The 22455-nt window shown below is 43.9% G+C and carries 27 protein-coding genes and 1 tRNA gene; 21 read left to right on the forward strand and 7 right to left on the reverse strand.

What is annotated here, in order from left to right; translation table 11 throughout:
• The first annotated feature begins 255 nt into the window (after positions 1-255).
• From AC04Q6_RS11010 to AC04Q6_RS11060, 11 genes are all read left to right on the forward strand, one after another.
• The gene (locus tag AC04Q6_RS11010) at positions 256-1260 is read left to right on the forward strand and encodes a biotin--[acetyl-CoA-carboxylase] ligase (RefSeq protein ID WP_021977337.1); all 1005 of its coding nucleotides are present in this window, start codon (positions 256-258) and stop codon (positions 1258-1260) included.
• A 182-nt stretch (positions 1261-1442) separates the two neighbouring features.
• Complete coding sequence (locus AC04Q6_RS11015) at positions 1443-2108, forward strand: F0F1 ATP synthase subunit A (protein ID WP_118062399.1); 666 nt, start codon at positions 1443-1445, stop codon at positions 2106-2108.
• A 63-nt stretch (positions 2109-2171) separates the two neighbouring features.
• Positions 2172-2390: an ATP synthase F0 subunit C gene (gene atpE / locus AC04Q6_RS11020; protein ID WP_021652814.1), complete on the forward strand. Its 219-nt coding sequence runs from the start codon at positions 2172-2174 to the stop codon at positions 2388-2390.
• A gap of 50 nt (positions 2391-2440) precedes the next feature.
• Entirely contained in the window at positions 2441-2941 is a 501-nt protein-coding gene (gene atpF / locus AC04Q6_RS11025; protein WP_021977339.1) for a F0F1 ATP synthase subunit B, read from the forward strand.
• Positions 2922-3425: an ATP synthase F1 subunit delta gene (gene atpH, locus AC04Q6_RS11030; protein ID WP_015525579.1), complete on the forward strand. Its 504-nt coding sequence runs from the start codon at positions 2922-2924 to the stop codon at positions 3423-3425. Before atpF ends, atpH begins: the two co-directional genes overlap by 20 nt.
• Before the next feature lie 7 nt (positions 3426-3432).
• Positions 3433-4941: a F0F1 ATP synthase subunit alpha gene (atpA, locus tag AC04Q6_RS11035; RefSeq protein WP_021977340.1), complete on the forward strand. Its 1509-nt coding sequence runs from the start codon at positions 3433-3435 to the stop codon at positions 4939-4941.
• An 8-nt stretch (positions 4942-4949) separates the two neighbouring features.
• A complete protein-coding gene (locus tag AC04Q6_RS11040) occupies positions 4950-5540 on the forward strand; it encodes a F0F1 ATP synthase subunit gamma (protein WP_476389683.1) in 591 nt (196 codons plus the stop codon).
• The gene (locus tag AC04Q6_RS11045) at positions 5485-5841 is read left to right on the forward strand and encodes a F0F1 ATP synthase subunit gamma (RefSeq protein WP_476389684.1); all 357 of its coding nucleotides are present in this window, start codon (positions 5485-5487) and stop codon (positions 5839-5841) included. Before AC04Q6_RS11040 ends, AC04Q6_RS11045 begins: the two co-directional genes overlap by 56 nt.
• A gap of 5 nt (positions 5842-5846) precedes the next feature.
• On the forward strand, positions 5847-7244 hold the full coding sequence (gene atpD / locus AC04Q6_RS11050; protein WP_291543012.1) for a F0F1 ATP synthase subunit beta: 1398 nt from the start codon (positions 5847-5849) through the stop codon (positions 7242-7244).
• Positions 7245-7253: 9 nt separating this feature from the next.
• The gene (gene atpC / locus AC04Q6_RS11055) at positions 7254-7661 is read left to right on the forward strand and encodes an ATP synthase F1 subunit epsilon (protein WP_173737923.1); all 408 of its coding nucleotides are present in this window, start codon (positions 7254-7256) and stop codon (positions 7659-7661) included.
• 185 nt (positions 7662-7846) lie between these two features.
• Positions 7847-8695, forward strand: a complete 849-nt coding sequence (locus AC04Q6_RS11060; RefSeq protein ID WP_291543016.1) for a hypothetical protein — start codon at positions 7847-7849, stop codon at positions 8693-8695.
• 56 nt (positions 8696-8751) lie between these two features.
• On the opposite strand, the gene AC04Q6_RS11065 is transcribed toward AC04Q6_RS11060, so the two are convergent.
• Genes AC04Q6_RS11065 through AC04Q6_RS11075 form a run of 3 tightly spaced genes read right to left on the reverse strand, consistent with a single transcriptional unit; the run spans position 8752 to position 10393 of the window.
• Positions 8752-9465 carry a hypothetical protein gene (locus AC04Q6_RS11065; RefSeq protein WP_291543018.1) on the reverse strand — a complete coding sequence of 238 codons (714 nt, stop codon included), beginning with the start codon at positions 9463-9465 and terminating at the stop codon, positions 8752-8754.
• A gap of 4 nt (positions 9466-9469) precedes the next feature.
• Complete coding sequence (locus AC04Q6_RS11070; protein ID WP_291543019.1) at positions 9470-9964, reverse strand: hypothetical protein; 495 nt, start codon at positions 9962-9964, stop codon at positions 9470-9472.
• The gene (locus AC04Q6_RS11075) at positions 9965-10393 is read right to left on the reverse strand and encodes an RNA polymerase sigma factor (RefSeq protein WP_243003837.1); all 429 of its coding nucleotides are present in this window, start codon (positions 10391-10393) and stop codon (positions 9965-9967) included.
• Positions 10394-10586: 193 nt separating this feature from the next.
• Between AC04Q6_RS11075 and AC04Q6_RS11080 the strand changes: the two genes are divergently transcribed.
• Together AC04Q6_RS11080 and AC04Q6_RS11085 are read left to right on the forward strand one after the other, a co-directional pair.
• Positions 10587-11789: an alanyl-tRNA editing protein gene (locus tag AC04Q6_RS11080; RefSeq protein ID WP_330426517.1), complete on the forward strand. Its 1203-nt coding sequence runs from the start codon at positions 10587-10589 to the stop codon at positions 11787-11789.
• Positions 11790-11794: 5 nt separating this feature from the next.
• A complete protein-coding gene (locus AC04Q6_RS11085) occupies positions 11795-12685 on the forward strand; it encodes an amidohydrolase family protein (RefSeq protein ID WP_118062401.1) in 891 nt (296 codons plus the stop codon).
• Here the strand turns inward: AC04Q6_RS11085 and AC04Q6_RS11090 are convergent.
• The 4 genes from AC04Q6_RS11090 to AC04Q6_RS11105 form a co-directional block, all read right to left on the reverse strand.
• Entirely contained in the window at positions 12655-13818 is a 1164-nt protein-coding gene (locus tag AC04Q6_RS11090; RefSeq protein ID WP_118071306.1) for a hypothetical protein, read from the reverse strand. The two genes, AC04Q6_RS11085 and AC04Q6_RS11090, sit on opposite strands and share 31 nt — an antisense overlap.
• A 26-nt stretch (positions 13819-13844) precedes the next feature.
• Positions 13845-14045 carry a hypothetical protein gene (locus AC04Q6_RS11095; protein WP_021977351.1) on the reverse strand — a complete coding sequence of 67 codons (201 nt, stop codon included), beginning with the start codon at positions 14043-14045 and terminating at the stop codon, positions 13845-13847.
• Between the two features lie 127 nt (positions 14046-14172).
• A complete protein-coding gene (locus AC04Q6_RS11100; RefSeq protein ID WP_118071305.1) occupies positions 14173-14937 on the reverse strand; it encodes a GNAT family N-acetyltransferase in 765 nt (254 codons plus the stop codon).
• A 4-nt stretch (positions 14938-14941) separates the two neighbouring features.
• Complete coding sequence (locus AC04Q6_RS11105) at positions 14942-15568, reverse strand: SGNH/GDSL hydrolase family protein (RefSeq protein WP_021977353.1); 627 nt, start codon at positions 15566-15568, stop codon at positions 14942-14944.
• A gap of 225 nt (positions 15569-15793) precedes the next feature.
• On the opposite strand from AC04Q6_RS11105, the gene AC04Q6_RS11110 reads away from it, so the two are divergent.
• The 8 genes from AC04Q6_RS11110 (at position 15794) to AC04Q6_RS11145 (ending at position 22448) form a co-directional block, all read left to right on the forward strand.
• Positions 15794-15865: transfer RNA gene (locus tag AC04Q6_RS11110), tRNA-Glu, on the forward strand.
• A gap of 298 nt (positions 15866-16163) precedes the next feature.
• Positions 16164-16670, forward strand: coding sequence for an A24 family peptidase (locus AC04Q6_RS11115; protein WP_021977354.1), 507 nt, complete (start codon positions 16164-16166; stop codon positions 16668-16670).
• Positions 16667-17680, forward strand: a complete 1014-nt coding sequence (locus AC04Q6_RS11120; protein ID WP_021977355.1) for a P-loop NTPase family protein — start codon at positions 16667-16669, stop codon at positions 17678-17680. The genes AC04Q6_RS11115 and AC04Q6_RS11120 overlap by 4 nt, the downstream gene beginning before the upstream one ends.
• Complete coding sequence (locus AC04Q6_RS11125; protein WP_021977356.1) at positions 17677-18867, forward strand: TadA family conjugal transfer-associated ATPase; 1191 nt, start codon at positions 17677-17679, stop codon at positions 18865-18867. Before AC04Q6_RS11120 ends, AC04Q6_RS11125 begins: the two co-directional genes overlap by 4 nt.
• On the forward strand, positions 18864-19646 hold the full coding sequence (locus AC04Q6_RS11130; RefSeq protein ID WP_118071302.1) for a type II secretion system F family protein: 783 nt from the start codon (positions 18864-18866) through the stop codon (positions 19644-19646). Before AC04Q6_RS11125 ends, AC04Q6_RS11130 begins: the two co-directional genes overlap by 4 nt.
• Positions 19647-19655: 9 nt before the next feature.
• Positions 19656-20687 carry a type II secretion system F family protein gene (locus AC04Q6_RS11135; protein WP_119248241.1) on the forward strand — a complete coding sequence of 344 codons (1032 nt, stop codon included), beginning with the start codon at positions 19656-19658 and terminating at the stop codon, positions 20685-20687.
• Positions 20688-20721: 34 nt separating this feature from the next.
• Positions 20722-20901, forward strand: a complete 180-nt coding sequence (locus tag AC04Q6_RS11140; RefSeq protein WP_021977359.1) for a Flp1 family type IVb pilin — start codon at positions 20722-20724, stop codon at positions 20899-20901.
• Positions 20902-20957: 56 nt separating this feature from the next.
• Positions 20958-22448 carry a DUF5702 domain-containing protein gene (locus AC04Q6_RS11145; RefSeq protein ID WP_243003839.1) on the forward strand — a complete coding sequence of 497 codons (1491 nt, stop codon included), beginning with the start codon at positions 20958-20960 and terminating at the stop codon, positions 22446-22448.
• Positions 22449-22455: the final 7 nt, after the last annotated feature.

The raw sequence follows: 22455 nt of genomic DNA on the forward strand, positions 1-22455 counted from the left end.
TATGATAAAGAAAATCTGCATATAACAGAGATTCAGGAAAATTTGCTCCTGAATCTACAGGTTTTCTACAGAAATAATTCCCAAAAAAGTTAATGAGAACAGATAAAAATGGGAAAAATTATATAATAAACATATCTGAAATATAAAAATAATATAGACAGCATATGTAAAAAAGATAATAGACATCGCGATGTTTAAGTGCTATAATGCTTTCGTCTCTTGGAAGGGAACAAATTTTGCCATTTCAGGCAGATTATGGACGGTGAAGATATGACTGTAAAAGCAAGAATGCTGAAGCTTCTGGAGCAGCACGAGAATGAGCTGATATCCGGAGAAGCGGCGGCAGCAGAACTGAACTGCACAAGAGCAGCCATCTGGAAAGCTGTGAAATCCCTTCGGGAAGAGGGATATACCATAGAAGCGGGACCAAACAAAGGCTATGTGCTCCGGGGTGGCAGCCGTTTATCGGAAGAAGGAATACGGCTTTACCTCGATCATCCGGATGTACCTGTAAAAATATACAGGGAACTGGATTCCACAAACCGTGCAGCCAAGGAGGCTGCATTTTCAGGAGAAGCAGGTCATGGCGCACTGATACTGGCGCGCAGACAGAAAAGCGGAAGGGGCCGCAGAGGCAGAAGTTTTTATTCCCCTGAAAATGCAGGACTTTATATGAGTATCGTTCTAAGACCGGACCGGACTCTGAAGGAAGGACTCCTGATCACTACGGCGGCGGCAACTGCAGTGTACCGTGCAGTGAAGAAAATCTGCGGGATTGATCTGGGGATTAAGTGGGTCAATGACCTGTATCTTCACGACAGGAAAGTGTGTGGAATACTGACTGAGGCTGTTACAGACTTTGAAAGTGGAAACATTGAGTTTGCGGTTGTTGGAATCGGATTGAATCTGTATGTACCGGAAGAGGGATTTCCAGAAGACATACAGGAAACGGCGGGTGCATTGTTTGGAAGCAGGAAGGATGCAGAACATGTAAACTGCAGTATTCTTGTGGCGGAGATTGCCAATCAGCTTCTTATGGAAGTGGAAACTCCGGGACTTTCCAGAGAATATACAGAAAATAATATCATTCCTGGAAATATGATCGTGATCGCAGACGGAGCGCGTACAAGGGAAGCATATGCCGAGGCGATAGCATCGGATGGAAGGCTTCTTGTAAGAGAACAGGATGGTTCAGAGACCTTGCTTTCCTATGGGGAAGTTTCCGTACGCAGGAAGCCGGATAAGGATCAGTCAAAATAAATTGTTTATTTTGTATAAAAAAAAGATTCTTTTTTGTGCAAAACGGGCAAAAATAATATTGACATTCTGGAAATGCGGAGTAAAATAAAGTCAACTACAAGGCGTGGTCATACCAATTGGCAAATGCAGTGATCACAGCCAGGAGAAAAGGAGGGAGAAAAACGGGAGATTTATCAAGTACACTGGCAGAAGAACTGAACAGTAAGACGGCTTTTACCATTCCGGTATTTGGTGGAATACCCATCGCGGAATGTGTGGTAGTCACATGGGTCATTATGGCGGTTCTTGTGGTTCTGTCACTGATTCTGGTTCGGAATCTCAGTGTGGAAAATCCGGGTAAGAAGCAGCTGCTTCTGGAATCCGGAGTAAGTTTTCTTCAGGATTTCTTCATGGGTATCCTTGGAGAAGAAGGCAAACAGTATGTGCCTTATTTGATGTCAACCGTAATTTACATCGGAATAGCCAACATCGCAGGCGTGTTTGGTTTTACACCACCAACGAAGGACATGAACGTAACCATTGCGCTGGCATTGATGAGCATTATTCTGATCGAATATGCAGGCTTTCATAAGAAGGGACTGAAAGGTTTCCTGAAAAGCTTTGCGGAGCCGGTTCCGATCATGCTTCCAATCAATATTCTGGAAATCGCGATCAGACCTACATCTCTCTGCATGCGGTTGTTTGGTAATGTTCTGGGAAGTTTCGTAGTCATGAAGCTGCTGGAGTTTGTTTGTCCGGCCATTCTTCCCATACCATTCAGTCTGTATTTTGATTTCTTCGACGGATTCATACAGGCATATGTATTTGTATTCTTAACATCCTTGTTTATCAAGGAAGCAATTGAGTAATGAAGCAGAGTATCTGCTTGATTCAAAAATGAAAAAAATTGTATTTTACAGGAGGAAAAAACTATGTTAATCGCAATTGGTGCAGCTATCGCAGTTCTTACAGGTATCGGAGCAGGTATTGGTATCGGTCTTGCAACATCCAAAGCAGTAGAAGCTATCGCAAGACAGCCGGAGGCAGAGAGCAAGATCAGTAAAGCACTTCTTCTTGGATGTGCTCTTGCAGAGGCAACAGCTATTTACGGTTTCGTAATCGGTCTTCTGATCATCATCATGCTTGGCTAATAGGTAAAGACGAGATACTAATTCAGGATTAAGAGAGGCAGGTGGACCAGGTGATTAAAATTGATATCAACCTTGTCTTTACTATTATAAACCTGATCGTTCTTTATCTTTTAATGAAGAAGTTCCTTTTCGGCCCGATCATTGGTGTTATGGAGAAGAGAAAATCCATGATCGATGAGCAGTTTGCTTCAGCAGAGAAGACAACCACTGAAGCAAACCAGCTGAAAGGACAGTATGAGGATGCACTGAAATCTGCGAAGGAGGAATCCTTCAGTATTGTAGAGCAGGCTAAGGACGAGGCAAAAGTACAGGCAGACAGCATCGTGAAGAGAGCTAATGATCAGGCCGGTCAGATTCTTGAGAAAGCAAGAAGAGATATCAGCACTGAGCAGGAAGCTGCTATGAAAGCGATGGAAGGCAAAGTGGCTGAGCTGGCAATGGATGCAGCATCCAGAATCATGGGAAAAAAGAACGACGAAGCACAGGATATGTCCCTATATGACCAGTTTTTAGAAGGAGCAGGTGATCCTCATGACAGAGACGTCCATTAATTATGCAAAAGCATTATACGGTCTTTCTGTCCCGGGGGAGGCAATCTGCGAAACAGGAAGGATTTTTAAGAATACACCTGAGATAGGTAAGATGCTTGAAAATCCACTTGTTTCCCTCAAAGAAAAAGAACAGGTAATAGAGCGGGTTTTTCCGCAGGAAATGAAGAGTTTTCTTAAAGTAACGTGTAAGTATCAGAAGATTGACAGAATCGGAGAGATCCTTGAAGCTTATGATGCTTACAGCCGGGAACAGAAAGGAATTCTCAAGGCAGAGCTTCTTTATGTAACACGTCCTGCCGAAGAGCAGGAAAATAAGATGAAGGAGTTTCTCCGTAGCCAGTTTTCTGCCAGAGAAGTGGAACTTACCCTTACAGAGGATAAAAGCCTTGTAGGTGGATTTGTTCTCAGGGCAGGAGATCGTGAGTACGACTGGAGCCTCATCGGACGTTATAAGAAACTGAAACAGAAATTAACCCGGAGGTGAAATTGAATTGGGTGCAATAAATCCAGATGAAATCATTTCGATTCTCAAGGAAGAAATAAAGAACTATGACGAAATCAGCAAGGACCAGGAAGTAGGCACTGTCATCTCCGTGGGAGATGGTATCGCAACTGTTTATGGCATCGATCATGCCATGTACGGTGAGGTCGTGACCTTCGAGAATGGTCTGAAAGGTATGGTACAGGATGTCCGTGCCAACAGCATGGGATGTATTCTTTTCGGAAAGGATACAGGAATCAAGGAAGGCACCAAGGTTGCCAGAACTGGCAAGCAGGCAGGTATTCCGGTAGGGGATAAATTTATCGGAAGAATCGTGAACGCACTTGGTGAGCCTATTGATGGAAAGGGAGAGATCCAGGCAGAGGAATACCGCCCGATCGAGAACCCGGCTCCTGGAATCATCGACCGTAAGTCTGTAACTGTACCTCTGGAAACGGGAATCCTTTCTATTGATTCCATGTTCCCGATCGGCCGTGGACAGCGAGAGCTGATCATCGGCGACAGACAGACAGGTAAAACATCCATCGCAACCGATACGATCATCAACCAGAAAGGTAAGAATGTGATCTGTATCTATGTTGCCATCGGACAGAAAGCTTCTACCGTTGCAAAGGTAGTTTCCAATCTTGAAAAATACGGTGCAATGGAGTATACAACCGTATTCTCCGCAACAGCCAGCGACTGTGCACCGCTTCAGTATATTGCTCCTTATGCTGGTACTGCTCTTGCAGAGTATTTCATGTATCAGGGTAAAGATGTACTGATCGTATATGATGATCTTTCCAAGCATGCAGTGGCATACCGTGCGCTGTCACTTCTGCTTGAGCGTTCTCCGGGACGTGAAGCTTATCCTGGTGACGTATTCTACCTCCATTCCAGACTTCTGGAGCGTTCCAGCCGTCTGAGTGAAGAGGCAGGTGGCGGATCCATCACAGCACTTCCGATCATTGAGACTCAGGCCGGTGATGTATCTGCATATATTCCTACAAACGTAATTTCCATCACAGATGGTCAGATTTTCCTGGAAAGTGATCTGTTCTTCTCAGGTATGCGTCCGGCAGTCAATGTTGGTCTTTCTGTATCCCGTGTTGGTGGTGCGGCACAGACCAAGGCTATGAAGAAAGCTTCCGGTAGCGTACGTATCGATCTGGCACAGTACAGAGAAATGGAAGTATTTACCCAGTTCAGTTCTGATCTGGATGAGGCTACAACTGCACAGCTGAAATACGGAAGCTGTCTGATGGAACTTCTGAAACAGCCTCTTTGCAGTCCGTTAAGTCTTCATCAGCAGGTAATTACTCTCTGTGTTGCAACTCACAAGCTGATGGTCGACGTAGAAAAGAAAGAGATCAAGAAATATCAGAAAGACCTTCTGGAGTATTTTGATAATGTATATCCAGAGATCGGCAAAGAGATCGAAACTACAAAACAGCTCTCTGATGAGCTTGTAGAGAAAATCATAAAGGCGGCAGAAGAATTCAGAGATAAGAGCAGGTAGGTGTTGATATGGCAAATGCAAAAGAAATACAGACTCGTATGAAAAGCATTCAGGACACCATGAAGATCACCAATGCGATGTACATGATTTCTTCTTCCAAGATGCAGAAGGCGAAGAAGATTCTGCAGGATACAGAACCATATTTCTATAATATGCAGGCTGCCATTGCCAGAATCCTCCGTCATATGCCGGATATCCAGCATCCTTTCTTCAGTGAGCGTCATCTTGTTCCAAAGGAAGAGAGAAAGGTAGGTACCATTGTCATTACAGGTGATAAAGGTATGGCTGGTGCATACAATCATAATGTACAGAAAATGACAGAAGATTTCATGGAAGAGGTACCGGGACATCATAAACTGTATGTTCTGGGTATGGTAGGACGTCAGTATTTCGGCAAGAGAGATGTGGATATGGACGGCAGTTTTCAGTATACAGTACAGAAGCCGACCATGCACAGAGCGCGTCTTATCACAGAAGAAATCGTACGGGCATTTCTGGAAAGAGAGCTGGATGAAATTCACATTGTCTATACACAGATGCAGAATGCAATGGCGATGGAAAATGTGCAATATGCAGCTTTTACCGCTGAAAAAAGCTGATTTTAAAGTTGGTCAGGTTCCGGCAGACATTTACCAGGAGGAGATCGTGTTATCTCCATCTGCGGATGTACTTCTGGATACCATGATCCCGAACTACCTTACAGGTGTGATCTATGGATGTCTTGTAGAGGCATATGCCAGTGAGAACAATGCGAGAATGACAGCAATGCAGTCCTCTACAGATAATGCGAAGGCGATGCTGAAGGATCTTTCCATTCAGTACAACCGTGCACGTCAGGCTGCGATCACGCAGGAGATCACAGAGGTTATCAGCGGTGCTAAAGCACAAAAAAGGAAGTGATGACTATGAATAAAGGTAAGATTGTACAGGTTATGGGACCTGTTGTAGACGTTGTTTTTGAAGACGGACAGCTTCCGAATATCAAGGATGCGCTTGAAGTTGAGAACAACGGTAAGAGATGCGTTATGGAGGTGTCCCAGCACCTTGGAAATAATATCGTACGCTGCATCATGCTGGGAGCCAGTGAGGGCCTGCAGCGGGACAGAGAAGTAACAGCTACCGGAAGCGGCATCAAGGTTCCGGTTGGAGATAAAACACTTGGTCGTCTGTTCAACGTTCTTGGAGATACCGTAGATGGTGGTGAATCTCTGGAGGGCGAAGAGCATTGGGTCATCCATCGTGATCCGCCTTCATTTGAAGAACAGAAACCGGCAGTTGAGATCCTGGAGACAGGTATCAAAGTTATCGACCTTCTTGCACCATATGCCAAAGGTGGTAAGATTGGTCTGTTCGGTGGTGCCGGTGTTGGTAAGACAGTCCTTATCCAGGAGCTGATCCAGAATATCGCTACCGAGCATGGTGGATATTCTATTTTCACCGGTGTCGGTGAGCGTTCCCGTGAGGGTAATGACCTTTGGACCGAGATGAAGGAATCAGGTGTTCTTGAGAAGACAGCCTTAGTGTTCGGACAGATGAACGAGCCGCCCGGAGCACGTATGCGTGTTGCTGAGACAGGACTTACCATGGCGGAGTATTTCCGTGATCAGGAACACAGAGACGTACTTCTTTTCATTGATAATATCTTCCGTTTTGTACAGGCAGGATCTGAGGTTTCCGCTCTGCTTGGACGTATGCCATCCGCAGTAGGATATCAGCCTACACTGGCAACTGAGATGGGTGAACTGCAGGAACGAATCGCATCTACCAAGGAAGGATCTGTTACATCTGTACAGGCAGTATATGTACCGGCCGATGACTTAACTGACCCGGCTCCGGCAACAACATTTGCACATCTGGATGCAACAACAGTTCTTTCCCGTAAGATCGTTGAGCAGGGTATTTATCCGGCTGTAGATCCTCTGGAATCTACTTCCCGTATCCTGGAGGCAGATATTGTCGGTGAAGAACACTATGAAGTAGCACGTAGAGTACAGGAGATTCTTCAGAAGTATAAAGAACTGCAGGATATCATTGCTATCCTCGGTATGGAAGAGCTCTCAGAGGAAGATAAGCAGACTGTATTCCGTGCAAGAAAGATCCAGAAATTCCTTTCTCAGCCGTTCCATGTAGCTGAGAACTTCACCGGTATCAAAGGTAAATACGTACCACTGAAAGAGACGATTCGTGGATTTAAGGCGATCATTGACGGTGAGATGGATAATTATCCGGAGAATGCATTCTTTAATGTTGGAACCATTGATGACGTAATTGCAAAAGCAAAAGCCGAGGAGAACCGGCAGTAAGGAGCGGCTATGAGTGAGACATTTGGCCTGGAAATCTATGCCAGCAATAAACTGGCTTATGCAGGACGTGCCCAGAAGCTTATCATCCCGGCAGTGGATGGTGAGCAGGGATTTCTTGCTCATCATGCAAATGTCGTAGCAGCCATCATTCCCGGTGAGATGCGTTTTGAGGATGCAGAAGGCAATGAGCATGTTTTTGCAGTGAGCAGCGGTTTTGTTGAGATGATCAATAACCGTGCCAAGCTGTTCTGCCTCAGCGTAGAGAGCCCGGAGGAGATTGATATCCGCCGTGCCCAGGAAGCCAAGGAACGTGCAGAAGAGCAGCTTCGTCAGAAGCAGAGCATCCAGGAGTATCATATGAACCAGATGGCTCTTGCGAGAGCGATGACACGTCTTAAAGTAACACATAAGCAGTAAAAAATATATTACAGAAAGCACCTGTTGAATAGTAAAATAAACGTAGATCATAAGTTGGTTACGTTTATGACCATGTGACAGAGCGGAATGAGAACAGCCGCTTTGTACAGAGAATATTCAAAAGGTGCTTTTTTATTATACTGATATAAAAAAGCCAGAGTATGCAAAGAAAAAGGAGGAGAAAAATGAAGAAAGGAAGAGCAAAAAAATTACTGGGCATCTGTATATTTCTTATGGGTTTCATGATCTTTTCCGTACTGCCAGTGCAGGCGGCAGCACCCAGGATGTATACAATTCAGCCGGGAAAAACCTGGACGAAGTATGATATCACCGGCGATGGAAAGAAAGACAAGATTAAGGTTGTCCGGAAAAAAAGTCAGTATGATGGGTGCTGGAATGGTGCAGATATTTATGTAAATAATACAAAAGTCTGTGCAATAAATAAATCTTTTATGGATATGTCCATTCGTATTATTACATTATCTAATGGAAAACCTTTCCTGTGTCTGAGAGGTGGCACGGATAATGATATCAGTGTATTCCACGGACTTTATCAGTACCGTAACGGAAAAATCGTTCAGGTTGTAAATTTCATTAATGAAACATATGGACGACCGGTAAATGAAGCGAAAATTTACCTGAGTGGTAATACAGTTCGTGTAAGAACGGAGGCTATGTCATATTCTCTTGGATATTGTACAACAGAATTTACATACAAATATCAGAAAGGAACATTACTTCGTACATCCAATTACGGAAAATATATAAAACTTAATGCTGCTAACAAGAGAACAGGACTTTTTGCAGCGGCAAAGAACATACAGGCGTACACAACTCCCACTTCCGGAAGTAAAGCATTTGTGATCCGCAAGAATACGGGTGTGAAAATTCTGAATTTCTGGACCGCTGGGAATAAGATGTATATCCGTGTAAAAAATGGTTCCAAAACAGGCTGGATCAAAGCAGTAACATTTAAGGAATCACAGGGCTATGCAGGGTCACCGCAGTTTTCCAGGGTTATGTATACAGGCTGATGAAAATAAAAAGATCCGTTGTCGGAAGACTTCGGATCTTTTTTTGAAGTTACTGATTATTCAGAGGAAGAGGTATCTTTCTTATTTTCGGAAAGGACAGTATTTTCAGAAGGAATACTATTTTCAGAAGAAATATTGTCCTGAGAAGAAAATGTCTCAGGATTTTTTTCAGCAGCTTCTGAATTATCATCAGGGGAAGCTATTTGCTGATATGGACGGTACGGTTCCCAATAATGCTCATCTTTATTTTTTTCTTCCTCCAGTTTCTTTTTTTGTTGAGTGAGCAGATAAATACCTGCAGCAATGATACCGATAGCAATGGCAATCTGAGGAAGACTGTTGCAGATTTCATAGGCATAGTGGGACAGATTATCCGGTATAATGAGGTACAGAAGAGCTGTGAAACGGCTCCACAGGATACAGATACCGAACAGGATCAGAATCCATGCAGTTACATTTCTGTGCTTCTGGAGGAACTTTCCCATATTACCGGAAAACTGATCCATGTGAAGAACGTAATTGTCATCAATAGAGTAAAATTCTTCTTCTGACAGTGACTTCAGATTATGGACATTGAAGAAACTGTAGAACCATATCACAGGGAGAAACATGGCCAGCCATCCAAGGCCGGTAATGGAAGCCAGTGCAATTGCTCCCCAGAACAGCAGCATAATACTGATTCCCTGTTTTTTGAATCCCATATACATTTCTCCGGCACCGGGGATCAGGGAAAAGATAAATACCCAGAAACCATGTTTTTGTTTTTTCATATATTTACTTGCCTCCGTTTATAATTTTATTCGTAAGATCACTCAGATTATCACTGATATTCTGAGAATTTTCACTGAGCTGGGAACCTACCTTCCTGGAAAGCCGGCTCAGATTGAAACCAATGTCAAGGGATGAAGATATCTTAGCTTTTGTTTCCGGTGAAGTATGAAGAGCTGTAAAATCTGTCTGCGATACAGAAAAAAGCATGATCAGCGCAACACCCATACCCACTGCAGTACGTAAGCCTGTGCAGAGAAGCTTCATCCAGTAAGCAGTTTCATGTATTTTTCTGGAAGTTTGTACTTCAGGAGAAGCTGCTTTTTTCAGAATTTTATCCTGAAGATAGGCAGGAGCATGTTCAGAAGAAGTTTCCTCATCCTGAAGCAGCTGTTCCAGGCAGAAATCACATTGATCTATATGTTCCAGAAAATGGATCATTTCGTCTGTATTCATAGCTCCGTCTTGAAATTTCTGTAATTTATCCTGTGGTATATGCATCTAATCACTCCTTTCCAACAGTGCCTTCAGCATAGATCTTGCACGGTAGATCTGAGTCTGGACTGTCTTTGTATTTTTATTTTGTGAAGCTGCAATCTCGGCTGCAGTTTTTTCTTCACAGAAATGAGCGGTGGCCACTTCTCTGTAGGGACTTTTCAGATCGGAACAAAGCTGTCGGATCCGATTCTGGAAATCTTTGTCCAGACAGGCCTCTTCTGGGGAGAATTCTTTATCACGGAGCTGTTCAAAATAAGTATCCTCTGTGGGAATGGTACGTCTGCCGGCAGCCTTCAGGTGATCCAGGCATTTTCGGATTGCAATCTTGCTGAGCCAGGCTTTTTCGTAGGTACCGTCAAAACGGGAGAGATTTTTGTAGGCGGAAAGAAAAACATCCTGTGTCAGGTCTTCGGCGTCAAATGGATTACCCACCGATTTCAGACAAATGGAAAATATTAAATTTTGGTATGTATGAATCAGATATTCCAGATATTCTTCCCGTGTAATGAGATCAGCTCCTTTCTCTGCCCGTTCACTTATTATAACGCGTAAGACAGAGATAAAACTTCAGTTTTAAAAGCAATTTTTTGAAAAAAATAGAATTCTTATAGCAGGGAACCCCAAATTGGTCTATACTATAAAACGTCAAAGCAGAGATGCAGAAAGGATGAGACAGATGACAGAGACAAAACGCTTATATTATGAAGATGTATATAAAAAAGAATTCACAGCCAAAGTCCTGGAGTGCAGAGAAGCAAAAAAAGGCTTTCACATTATTCTGGACGAGAGTGCCTTTTATCCGGAAGGCGGCGGACAGCCAAGTGATGCCGGATATCTGAACGACGTGAAAGTGAAAGAAGTACATGAAAAAGATGGAGAACTTCTTCATTATACAGATAAACCGCTGGAAGCAGGAACAGAAGTACAGGGTCGTATCGACTGGGCAAGAAGATTTGATCTGATGCAGCAGCATTCCGGTGAGCATATGGTCAGCGGCCTGATCCATGAGGCCTATGGATATGATAATGTGGGCTTTCATATGGGCAGCGATACCATCACTGTAGACTTGAATGGTCCATTGGATGAGACACAGCTTGCCGAGATCGAGCAGAAAACAAATGAAAAGATCTGGGAAGACACTGAGGTGAAAATCTTATATCCTACAGCTGAAGAACTGGAAAAAATTGATTACCGAAGCAAAAAAGAACTCACCGGTCAGGTTCGTATTGTTGAATTTCCAGGGGTGGATATCTGTGCATGCTGTGGAACTCATGTGACACATACCGGAGAGATCGGCATGCTGAAGCTTCTTTCCGTAGAAAAATTCCGTGAGGGTGTCCGTATCGAGATGATCTGTGGAAAACGTGTGCTGGATTACCTGAATATGGTCAATGACCAGAACCATCAGATTTCCGTAAAACTTTCCGCAAAGATGGACAAGACCGCGCAGGCAGTAGAACGCCTTCAGGAGGAGAATTTCCGCCTGAAAGGTCAGGTTGGCCAGATGGTGGATGATATGTGTCAGAAAGAGGCAGAGCGCTATGCAGGAAGTGGAAGCGTTCTCATCTTTATGGATGGAATGGATTCAGACAGTGTGCGAAGACTTGCAGATGCTGTGACACAGACCTGCCAGGGTTGTTGTGCGGTATTTTCCAGAAATGCAGATGGAAGTTTCAAGTACGCAATGGGTGAAAAAGACGGCGATCTCCGCCAGTTTACAAAAGAAATGAATGCAAAATTAAACGGACGGGGAGGCGGAAAGCCATTCTTTGTACAGGGATCTGTACAGGCAACAGAGGAAGAGATTCGAAGATTTTTTGAGCAGTGATGAAAATGTTTGGAGAATGTCATGCACATATATTTCTTAACGGCTACGATTACCGGAAAGCCGTTGAGACACAGAAAAACGGGCCCCAGGATGCGCTGATCCGAAGTCATCTTAAGGAATATCAGAAAAGAGGAATCCGTTTTGTAAGAGACGGAGGAGATCATTATGGTGTTTCCAGAAGAACCGCACAGCTGGCCGGTGAATATGGAATTGATTACCGCACGCCGGTTTTTGCCATTTATAAAGAAGGGCATTATGGAAAAATTGTCGGAAAAAGTTTTTCGAATATGAAGGAATATCACCGCAGGGTTCTGGAAGCTGCTGAGGAAGGGGCGGATTTTATCAAGATCATGACTACCGGCCTTCTGGATTTTGAGGATCATGGAAAGATCACGGGAACTCCGCTTTCAGCGGCAGAAGTAAAAGAAATGGTACATATTGCACATGAAGAAGGCTTTGCAGTGATGAGCCATACCAATGGGAATTATGGAGTGCAGGCTGCAGTTGAAGCCGGTGTTGACAGCATTGAACACGCCAATTACATGGATGAAGAAACGCTTTCCATGCTGGCAGACAGCAGAAGTGTGTGGGTACCTACTCTTGTGACGGTCCGGAATCTGATGGATTGTGGAAGATTCGAAAATGAGATTCTGTCCTCTATTATCCGGACAGGCGAGGAAAATCTGAAAAAAGCTTTCAGGAAAAAAGTGCATGTGGCAGTAGGCAGTGATGCCGGTGCATTTAAGGTTCTTCACGGAAAAGGTACGGAAGATGAATGCAGAGCTTTTTTTGACATTTTGGGTGAGACACCGGAGGTATGCGCCTGGATGGAAGAGGGGGAAGAAAGAATCCGAACTCTCTTCCGTCACGGGTCTTCGAATTTAATACAGGTATAAATATTGGAGGTGCGTGATTTCGCAGGGTTAAAGGTAACCCGGAGATCCGCACCTTCTTCCATTCCGCTTGTGGAAAGATCCTGGACATTTTCACGGCTGCAGAGGATTTTTACTCCATCATAAGTCTGGATCAGCACAGTATTGGCGGTTGTACCGAGGATTGTACCGGTTACAGTGGAAGAAATATTGCGGATAGAAAGTGTATCCGGATCTTCACCTGTAATTCCGCGGATTTTCATGCCGTTAGTGGATTCCCCATTAAATTTACCGGTATAAATAATATTTACATAAGAACCAGGAGCCATGCCGCCTTTAAAGTATACAGGAACAGAAGTGAGTGGAACAGTCAGTTCCGACCCCGTAGTCTGAGGGACAACAGTCATGGTACTGGTGCTGACACTTACAATTTTTGCCCGGAGATGCTGTTCTTTTTTCTTCGGTGCCGGAGAAGGGGTGGGAGTTGCCGCAGGTACTTTCAGTGGATCGGTATCAGAGACACTGATTACTTTTGTGAAACTGCCATCGTACTGTTTATCACCAACTATGGTTTCGTTAATGAATTTGCCGCGAAAATGGACATAGACCCACCTGCCGGCTTTGATTCCTTTTTTATAGTATTGTCTGACACCGGTGACAGGAAAAGTTACGGTATTTCCTTTTTCTGTAACGATAACGAGTGCATTGGAAGTAAGTTTTTTTACTTTTCCCTTCAGTGTGCGATTTTCCAGAGGGGTTTCGTTATGATATTTGTCAGTTACTTTGATCGGAGAAATGGTGCTGATATCTGTTCCGGAAAGCTGCCCCTGATAGATTACGCTGACCTGGTCGCTGAATACAACACCGTATTTACATTCCAGTCTTGTCCTGGAAACGTCAAATACATAAGTTTCTCCGTCGCTGGAAATAGTCATATTTGTGCCGTCAAAATTCTGCAGTGTGCCGGTAATTTCATCCATATAAACCCGTTCTTCCAGGGAAGAATCCGATGCTTCCCGGGAGGTGGGATCTGAAGATGTGGCATCTGAAATTTTATCCTGAAGGGAAATAATGTGATCATCGATCTGATCATTGCTGCAGCCGCCCACAAACAGGGAAAGGCCCAGAATCATACATGCAGCAGACAGTTTTTTCATTTGTGTCCTCCGACCTGGGATAACGGTCAGTCCTGTTTATCTGTAAGGTCCTGGGATTCCGGTACCGGCATAAAATCAAAGATCTGGCGGAAGGATTCCCATTGCTCACGGCTGTCTATTCCATGGTTGATCAGACCCGTGCATTCAGTACAGGCATTGGTATCCAGATAATTTTTGTAATTAATATGATAGGGATTTTTTGTGTTTTTTTCCTGCGGATCGTTCATGGAATCAGTCTCCTTATTGATTGATAAGGATCAGTATATGAAAGCAGGAAAGATTTTATACATGTTAAAAGTATTATAGCAAAAAGATTTTTTGATTTCTACAGGGATTTTTGGAAAATCCCTGTATTTACTGAAAGCGTGTTCCAACAGGTTGTACGCGGAACCAGTAAGTATAAAAATACTGGAAACCAAGAGAGCTGTAAAGCTTTTCTGCAGAATCATTATTTTTTACCACCTGAAGATAGGCGTGGCTTGCGCCTCTTTTTTTGCCTTCATTAAGTAGACCGGTGCAGATCTGACGGGCGTATCCTCTGCGGCGGTAATCTTCACGCACATGGATCGCATAGATACCGATATAATCACGATCCAGAATTCCAAGCCCTGTGGCAATGATCTGGCCGTTTTTTGTGATGGAAGCACAGACGGTTTCTTTAAGAATTGCACGGTACATGGAAGGAACCACACTCCTGTGGATCGGATTCGTAGTTTTTTTCAGGTCAAAAAGACTGTGGATCCAGAAATCAGGAATTTCATTGGTAAAGAGCACATCGGTGACAGGCGTGTCCAGAACAGCCTGGGCCAGATCTACAGTCATGACATTGGTCACATGCTGAATGGAATAGCCACGGTTTTCCAGCATGTAGTCAAAATCCTGAGATACAAGTGGACTGATCTTGAAGATCGCAGGAGTTCCAAGGCGCTTATAGACCTGCTCGCAGTAGGGGATTTTTTCCCGCCATGGAAGGGTGGACGTTCCAAACTGTTCCACGCTGTTGGTTCTGTGAGTATAAAAGTAAGAAAAACGTAGAATCCATCCGTCATAAAGTTCCATTTTATGGGAGGGCCATGCATTCAGTGACATATCTTCAATTTTTTTGATTGCTTTTTCCATAACATTACCTTTCTGCTGTAATCAATGTATAAAGTTTTTCAGCCAGAATCCGGTGTCCCTGCCTGGTAAGATGAATGCCGTCTTCCGTTATGGCTGACATTCCATGCAGAGAAGCTTTCTGATTCAGATCGTCTTGCAGCGGGACAAAAACGGCGCCGTATTTTTGACTGATTGTTCGGATATGGACGGACATCTGAGAAAGAAGGGGGAACCAGGAAGCGTAGCAGCGTGGCCATGGGAAAACAAATGGCTCCAGGAAAAAAAGCTTCCGTTTCCGGGAGCCTGTGCCGGAGAGCTTTCGGGCAAGCTGTTCATACCGGGCTGCGAATATTTCCATTAAATCCTGCTGTTGTGCGGACGAACGGCGGGTGTTCATCATGATTCCAATATCGTTGATTCCGATCAGCACAGTAACAATATCCGGATCAGAGGCTTCCAGCCAGGAATCCATGTTCTGAAGAAGCCGTTCCAGGGTAAAACCATCAATTCCTCTGTTTTCCATGGAAAAATCATAGCCGGCATTATGAAGGAGGCCGGAGAGAATCTTCACATATCCGTTTCCAGACGGATCTGCGGAAAAAAGTCGGCCACAGTCTGTGATGCTGTCGCCAAGACACAGGAGACGGGGCATAAAAGTTCCTTCTTTCTGTAACATTTCGTGCTTTGATAGTAGCACTTACACTCACAGTGGTCAAGCTCATGAAATATCGGAAAATGGGTAAAAAACGAATAAACGTGAAAAACATGAAATTTTTTTAAAAAAATTAAAAAAAGTACTTGCATTTTGAAAAGAAGTGTTATATACTAACGAAGTCGGTTGAGGGAAACAACTTAAACGACAGAAACAAATGAACATGGCCAGTTGGTCAAGGGGCTAAGACGCCGCCCTCTCACGGCGGAAACACGGGTTCGATTCCCGTACTGGCTATTAGCTGAAAGCAGTTAGAAACCTTATTCTAACTGCTTTTTTCGTTGTTTGAAAAGCGTTAAAGAACCAGGGTGTCATCAAAAATGTCATCAGGATATCCGGCGCAGAGGTGTGTTGCAGAGATCTGTCCGAATGTCAGAATTTGTCGAACGAAAATGCTGGACAAAAGCTTTTAAGAATCCTATAATAAGTTTCACCAGAGATCTTCTGGTATCGATCACCGCCAGGTCAGGCGGGAAATTCCACATTTATGATAACTGAATAAACATATATTTTATGGAAGGAGGCATGTATATCTTTGGGTGGTTTTTTATCCGTAGTAATCTCTGCGATGGCCGTCTGGATGGATCTCAGAGAGGAAGCTGTGGATAATAGCTGGGTACTTTTTTCGATTATGGCAGGTTTTTTACTACAGCTTTTGGAAAAGGGGCCGAAAGGCATGATCATATTCCTGACAGGAGCAGCAGTTCCACTTATTCTTCTCGGAATTCTGTTTATATTCCGGATGCTTGGAGCGGGAGATGTTAAGATTTTGTGTGCTCTGGGTGGAATCATGGGTCCACGGACAGTTACAGAATGTATCGTTTATTCATTGCTTGCAGGTGCAGGCATTTCTCTGGCAATTCTTATTTCTACAGGCGGTATCCGCCAGCGAATCCTCTATTTATATCAGTATATGAATGAATTTTACTGTACAGGCGAAATCCGTCCTTATTACAGAAAAGGAATGAAGCATCCGGAGAATTTTCATTTTACAGTGCCGATCTTTTTGAGTGCATTGCTTTATGCAGGAGGTGTGTATTGAAGAAAAACATATTTGCAGTCTGTGATCTGGAGGTGGATTATGCATTCAATTTCATGGACTATCTGAACCAGAAAAGAAATCTTCCTTTTGAAATCCAGGCATTTACAACAGCGGAGAGTCTGCTTGCCTATGGAAAAGAAAATCATATTGAGTTGCTGCTGATTTCCGATAAGGCTATGCGGAAAGAAATCCGTGAGATCGGAATAGGGAAGATCATCATTCTTTCGGAGGGAGTACACCCACCGGAACTGGATCAGTATTCAAGTGTGTATAAATACCAGTCTTCTGCAGATGTAATACGGGAAGTAATGGCCTGTTATGGAGAAGAGAAAGCGCTGAATCCGGTAGCGTTTCCGGCCCTGAAGAAAACAATGGAGATCGTAGGTGTTTTTTCACCCCTTGGAAGATGTCTGAAGACATCGTTTTCTCTTGCGCTTGGACAGATTTTGGCCAGAGAACGAGCTGTTCTTTATTTGAATCTTGAAGAGTATTCCGGATTTGAAGAACTGCTTGGGAAATCATTTTCCACGAATCTGAGCGATCTTTTTTACTATGTAAGACAGGGAAACGAGAATCTGATCCACAGGATGAACGGAATGATCCAGACGATCAATAATCTGGACTTTATACCTCCTGTGCGGATGCCTTCAGATATCCGTACGGTATGCTGGGAAGACTGGGAACGTCTTCTGCAGGAAATAACGTTGCACAGTTCCTACGAAGTGCTGATCCTGGATATGGGAGGAAATGTAGATGAAAATTTTCAGCTTCTGGATCTGTGCAGCAGAATTTATATGCCGGTCCTGAATGATACAGTTTCTGTATGCAAAATGACGCAGTTTGAAAATCTGCTGAAGATCTGGAATAAAGAAAAAATTCTGGAAAAAACAGAAAAAGTGCATTTGCCTTTTCATATGGATAACATATCTTCCGAGACTTATGTAGAACAGCTGGTCTGGAGTGAACTGGGAGATTATATCCGTAGTCTTCTGAGAAAGGAGCGGTCATGAACAGAGAAAAATTCAGAGAAATACATGATCTGCTTATGGAGCAGCTGGATGTATCCAGGGAACTGTCTGATGAGGAAATCCTGGAGGTGATCGATGAACTGATACTGAATCAGTCAAAAGAGTTGTTTTTTTCCCTGAAAGAAAAAGTGGGGCTTCGGCAGGAACTGTTCTGTTCTGTGCGAAAGCTGGATGTTCTACAGGAACTGATCGAAGATGAAAGCGTAACGGAGATCATGGTAAACGGACCGGACAATATCTTTGTGGAGAGGGCCGGAAAACTTACCAGATGGAATAAAACTTTCACCTCGAAAGAAAAGCTGGAGGACGTGATACAGCAGATTGTGGGGAGGTGTAACCGTGTTGTAAATGAATCCATGCCGATTGTGGATGCAAGACTGGAAAACGGCGCACGTGTCAATGTAGTTGTTTATCCGGTAGCGTTAAATGGTCCGATCCTGACGATCCGGCGTTTTCCTGACGATCCGATAACTATGGAAAAGCTGATTTCTTTGGGTAGTATTACAGAGGAATGTGCACAATTTCTGAAAAAACTGGTGCAGGCCAGATATTCCATTGTGATCGGTGGTGGTACAGGCAGCGGAAAAACAACCTTTCTTGGTGCTGTTGCGGAATATATCCCGAAAGATGAACGACTGATCACAATTGAAGATAATGCGGAACTTAAGATCCGAGGAATTGACAATCTTGTGTGTCTGGAAGCAAAGATGGCGAATATGACAGGGGCTGTATCTGTAACAATTCGTGATCTGATCAAATCGGCTCTTCGAATGAGGCCGGACCGGATAATAGTCGGAGAAGTACGAGGCGGAGAGGCCATGGATATGCTGCAGAGTCTGAATACTGGCCATGATGGGAGTCTTTCCACACTTCATGCAAACAGCAGCCGTGATATGTTGTCCAGAATTGAAACAATGACACTGATGGGAATTGATCTTCCGCTGGAAGCAATACGGCGACAGATTGCATCAGGGGTGGATATTCTGGTACATCTCGGACGTATGAGGGACAGAAGCAGAAAACTGCTGGAAGTTACAGAGGTGTGTGGATTCCAGAACGGAGAGATTCAGACCAGACCTCTTTACCGTTGGGAAGAAGGAAAAGGGCTTGTAAAGGCCGGAGAACTTTTACATCGTGAAAAAATGGAACGGGCGGGAATCAGATTATGAAAAAGCAGAAAGGAAAGAATCAGAAATGGGAATTTACGAGGAAAGATTACAGGAAGTATCAATTTACGGTGAAAGAAGCAGCGAAATATCTTCTGGAAGGAGCTGTCATCTGCGCAGCAGTCGATTATCTGTTTTATCAGAGCCTGCTGGTACTGCTGTTTATGCTTCCCCTGCCGGTACTTTTTCTGAAAATACAGAAAAAGAAATGCATTGTTCGCCAGAAAAGAAATCTGAATTATCAGTTCCGTGATGCACTGACGTCCATGAATGTGGCGGTGCAGGCAGGGTATTCCGCAGAAAACGCGGTACGTGCTACAGTGAAGGATCTGGCAAGACTTTATGAAAAAGGAAGTGATATTCTGGATGAATTCCGCTATATCGAAAGTCAGCTGCGTTTAAGCGTTCCGGTTGAAGAATTATTTCTGGACCTGGGAAAGCGCAGTGGAGTGGAAGATATTGAAAATTTTGCGGCAGTATTTTATACCGCGAAACGGACAGGAGGAGATATGACACAGGTGCTTCAGAAAGTAGCACGAATGCTTGGAGACAAGATTGAAGTTAAAAAAGAAATTGAGGCAACACTGGCTACAAAAAAAGCAGAACAGATGGTTATGAGCATTATGCCGGCAGGAATCATCTGTTATCTGAAACTGACATCGCCAGGATTTCTGGATGTGCTTTATGGAAATCCTTTTGGTATCTGTGCAATGACAGTATGTATGGGAATCTATGGGTTGTCATACTGGCTGGGTGTGAAAATTGTAGATATAGAAGTGTAGGTGTGTGAGATGTGGGTACATATTGTGATATTTATGGTTATTCTGGGGGCAGTTCTTGCCGGAAAACTGGGGCGGCTTCCGCCATGGGCAGAAAATACGGAAAGACAGAAACTTTTTATCCTGGTGGCACTTGCCGGAAACATCGTCGGAATGCTCCTGACATTACAAAGTGGAGGAGGCACGGTGTATTCATCCGGTTACCGTATGGAAAAAGAGGAGACAGGTGCTTACGAAGAGAAATTCATAGTATCTGTAGACGGAAAAGAATCTGGTTCTCTGTATGTACAGGTACCGGAGAAAGAAACGGAAGATACCGGAGAAGAGACAGAGCCGGAAAAAGAACTGAGCGAAGAACAGCAGCGCGAGAAAGAACTGCAGGATATGATCGCACAGTATAACCAGAAAAAGAATGATCCGGAATATTATTATCTCCCGGATACGTGGAATGGAAAACATCTGGAATGGGAGCAGCCGAAAGATACGAAAGGAAATCTGATCGCCGCACTTGGCCTGGTAGCCGCACTTGCGGTGGTAATTGGCAAAGAGAGGGAAAAGCAGACTGTTCAGGCAAAAAGAAAAGAGCAGATGCTGATGGATTATCCCGGTCTGATCATGAAATTTACACTTCTGGTACAGGCTGGTTTAACTGCAAGAAAGGCATTTCAGAAGATCGCTCTGGACTATGGAAAAAAAGAAAATGGAAAAGAGCGGGCGGCTTATGAAGAAATCCGGACAACATGTTATGAAATGGACAGTGGAATTTCTGAGGCAGAGGCATATCGAAGATTTGGAGAGCGATGTGGACAGGTAAAATATAAAACACTTGCAACACTGCTGATCCAGAATCTTCAGAAAGGAAGCAGGCATCTGTCGGATCTGCTGGAAAAAGAATCTGTGGAAGCATGGGAAGAAAGAAAAAGAAAAGCAAGAGTACTTGGCGAAGCGGCAGCAACGAAACTGCTTTTGCCAATGGTACTGATGCTGCTGGTGGTAATGGCAGTAATTATGCTGCCTGCGGGTCTTTCCTTTTATGGAGGATAAAAAAGCACAGGGCAACAGAAATGCGAGGTGACAAATGAAAAATATATGGAGATGTGTGAAAGAATTTGCGATAGAAGAAGATGCGGTAGGAGTTGTGGAAATTATCCTGATTCTGGTGGTTCTGATCAGTCTGGTCGTCATCTTTAAGGAACAGCTTACCGCTCTTGTCAAAAAAATTCTTGCAAAAATCACAAAACAAAGTAATGCAATCTGAGAATAAGAAAAAACGGTAGAATATCCTGACGTTTTGGAAAGGAGAGTACCCTCTTGGTGAAAACAGTGAAAAAGGGCAGTATCACGATTTTTCTGGCACTGATCTTAAGTCTGATCCTGTCTCTTGTAAGCGCAAGTATTGAATCAGTACGCATGTCAGCTGCCAGAACGCAGATCCTGAACAGTATGGATATCGGTCTGTATTCTCTGTTCGGACAGTATGACCGGACACTTCTGGAGGATTATGACCTGTTTGCATTATATGCAGGCGGGAAAGAGGAACCGGATATGGCATCCGTATATGAGAATTTTCAGTCCTATATGAAGCCTGTGTTAAAACAGAACAGCCAGAAACTGGAACTTCTGCAGGGTGGCTTTAACGGATATCGTATGCTGACTGATGGAAACGGCGAAGTGTTTTTTGGGCAGGCGGTCAGATATATGCGTGAAACACTGGGAAGTCAGGGGGTACAGATCCTTCTTGGAAAATTACAGGACCAGGAAGAGAAAACAGAAGCAGCAGAACGAAAAGGAGAGCAGGCGGAAAATGAAGATACAATGAATTCTTATGACTCAGAGATTTCGGATGCTGCACAGAAAAGTGAAGAAGCCGAAAAGAACCAGGAAAATCAGAAAGATTCGGGCGATTTTGGAGATGGAGGAAGCAGTGAAGATTTTACCGGTGGTGTAAACAAAGATGTGGAAAATCCTATTCCTGTGATTCGAAGAGTACGAAAAATGGGACTGATCGATCTGGTAGTTCCGACAGAACGTGGGATTTCAGATGCTGTTACGGACAAAAGAACACTGACATCTGGAAGAACGCTTCAAACAGGAATGCTGATGGATTCCGGCATACAGACCGATAATTCGTACACTTCGGGAATTCTTTTCGGACAGTATCTACTGAAAAAACTGGGAAATTACCGAAAGCCGGCTGCATCAGGGCTGAATTATCAGGTGGAATATATTCTTGGTGGAAAAAACAGTGACAGAGAAAATCTCAAATCTGTAGCTGCAAAACTTCTCCTGATCCGGCAGGGCGTTAATATGGCACATCTATTAGCTGATGGAGGAAAACGAATTCAGCTGGAGACATTGTCACTGGCGATCGCATCCAGCTTTCTGGTTCCGCCGGCAGCTGCAGTGATCGAAGCGGCATTGCTCGTATGCTGGGCTTTTGCGGAGAGCGTACTGGATGTCCGGGAACTTTTTGCGGGCGGTCATGTTCCTCTTGTAAAAAATGCGTCAGACTGGCAGTTGTCATTAAGCAACCTGTCTCACATTCTGGATCATCTGGACACATCGAGGAAAGACTCTAAAGGGGGAATGTCCTATGAAGATTATCTGCGTGTGCTTCTTATTGCCAAGGGAAAGCAGGAAAAGGTGATAAGAGGAATGGATATGATTGAATGTTCGATCCGCGAAAAAGGGAAAAGACCGGGATTTCGGATGGATCACTGTATTGTTGCCCTGGAAGCTTCTGCAGATGTAAAAGCAAATAACAAGAAAACATTTACAGTCACACGACAGTATGCATATGAATAGAAAGAGA

The sequence above is a fragment of the Blautia sp. HA9023 genome (genome assembly GCF_056504095.1).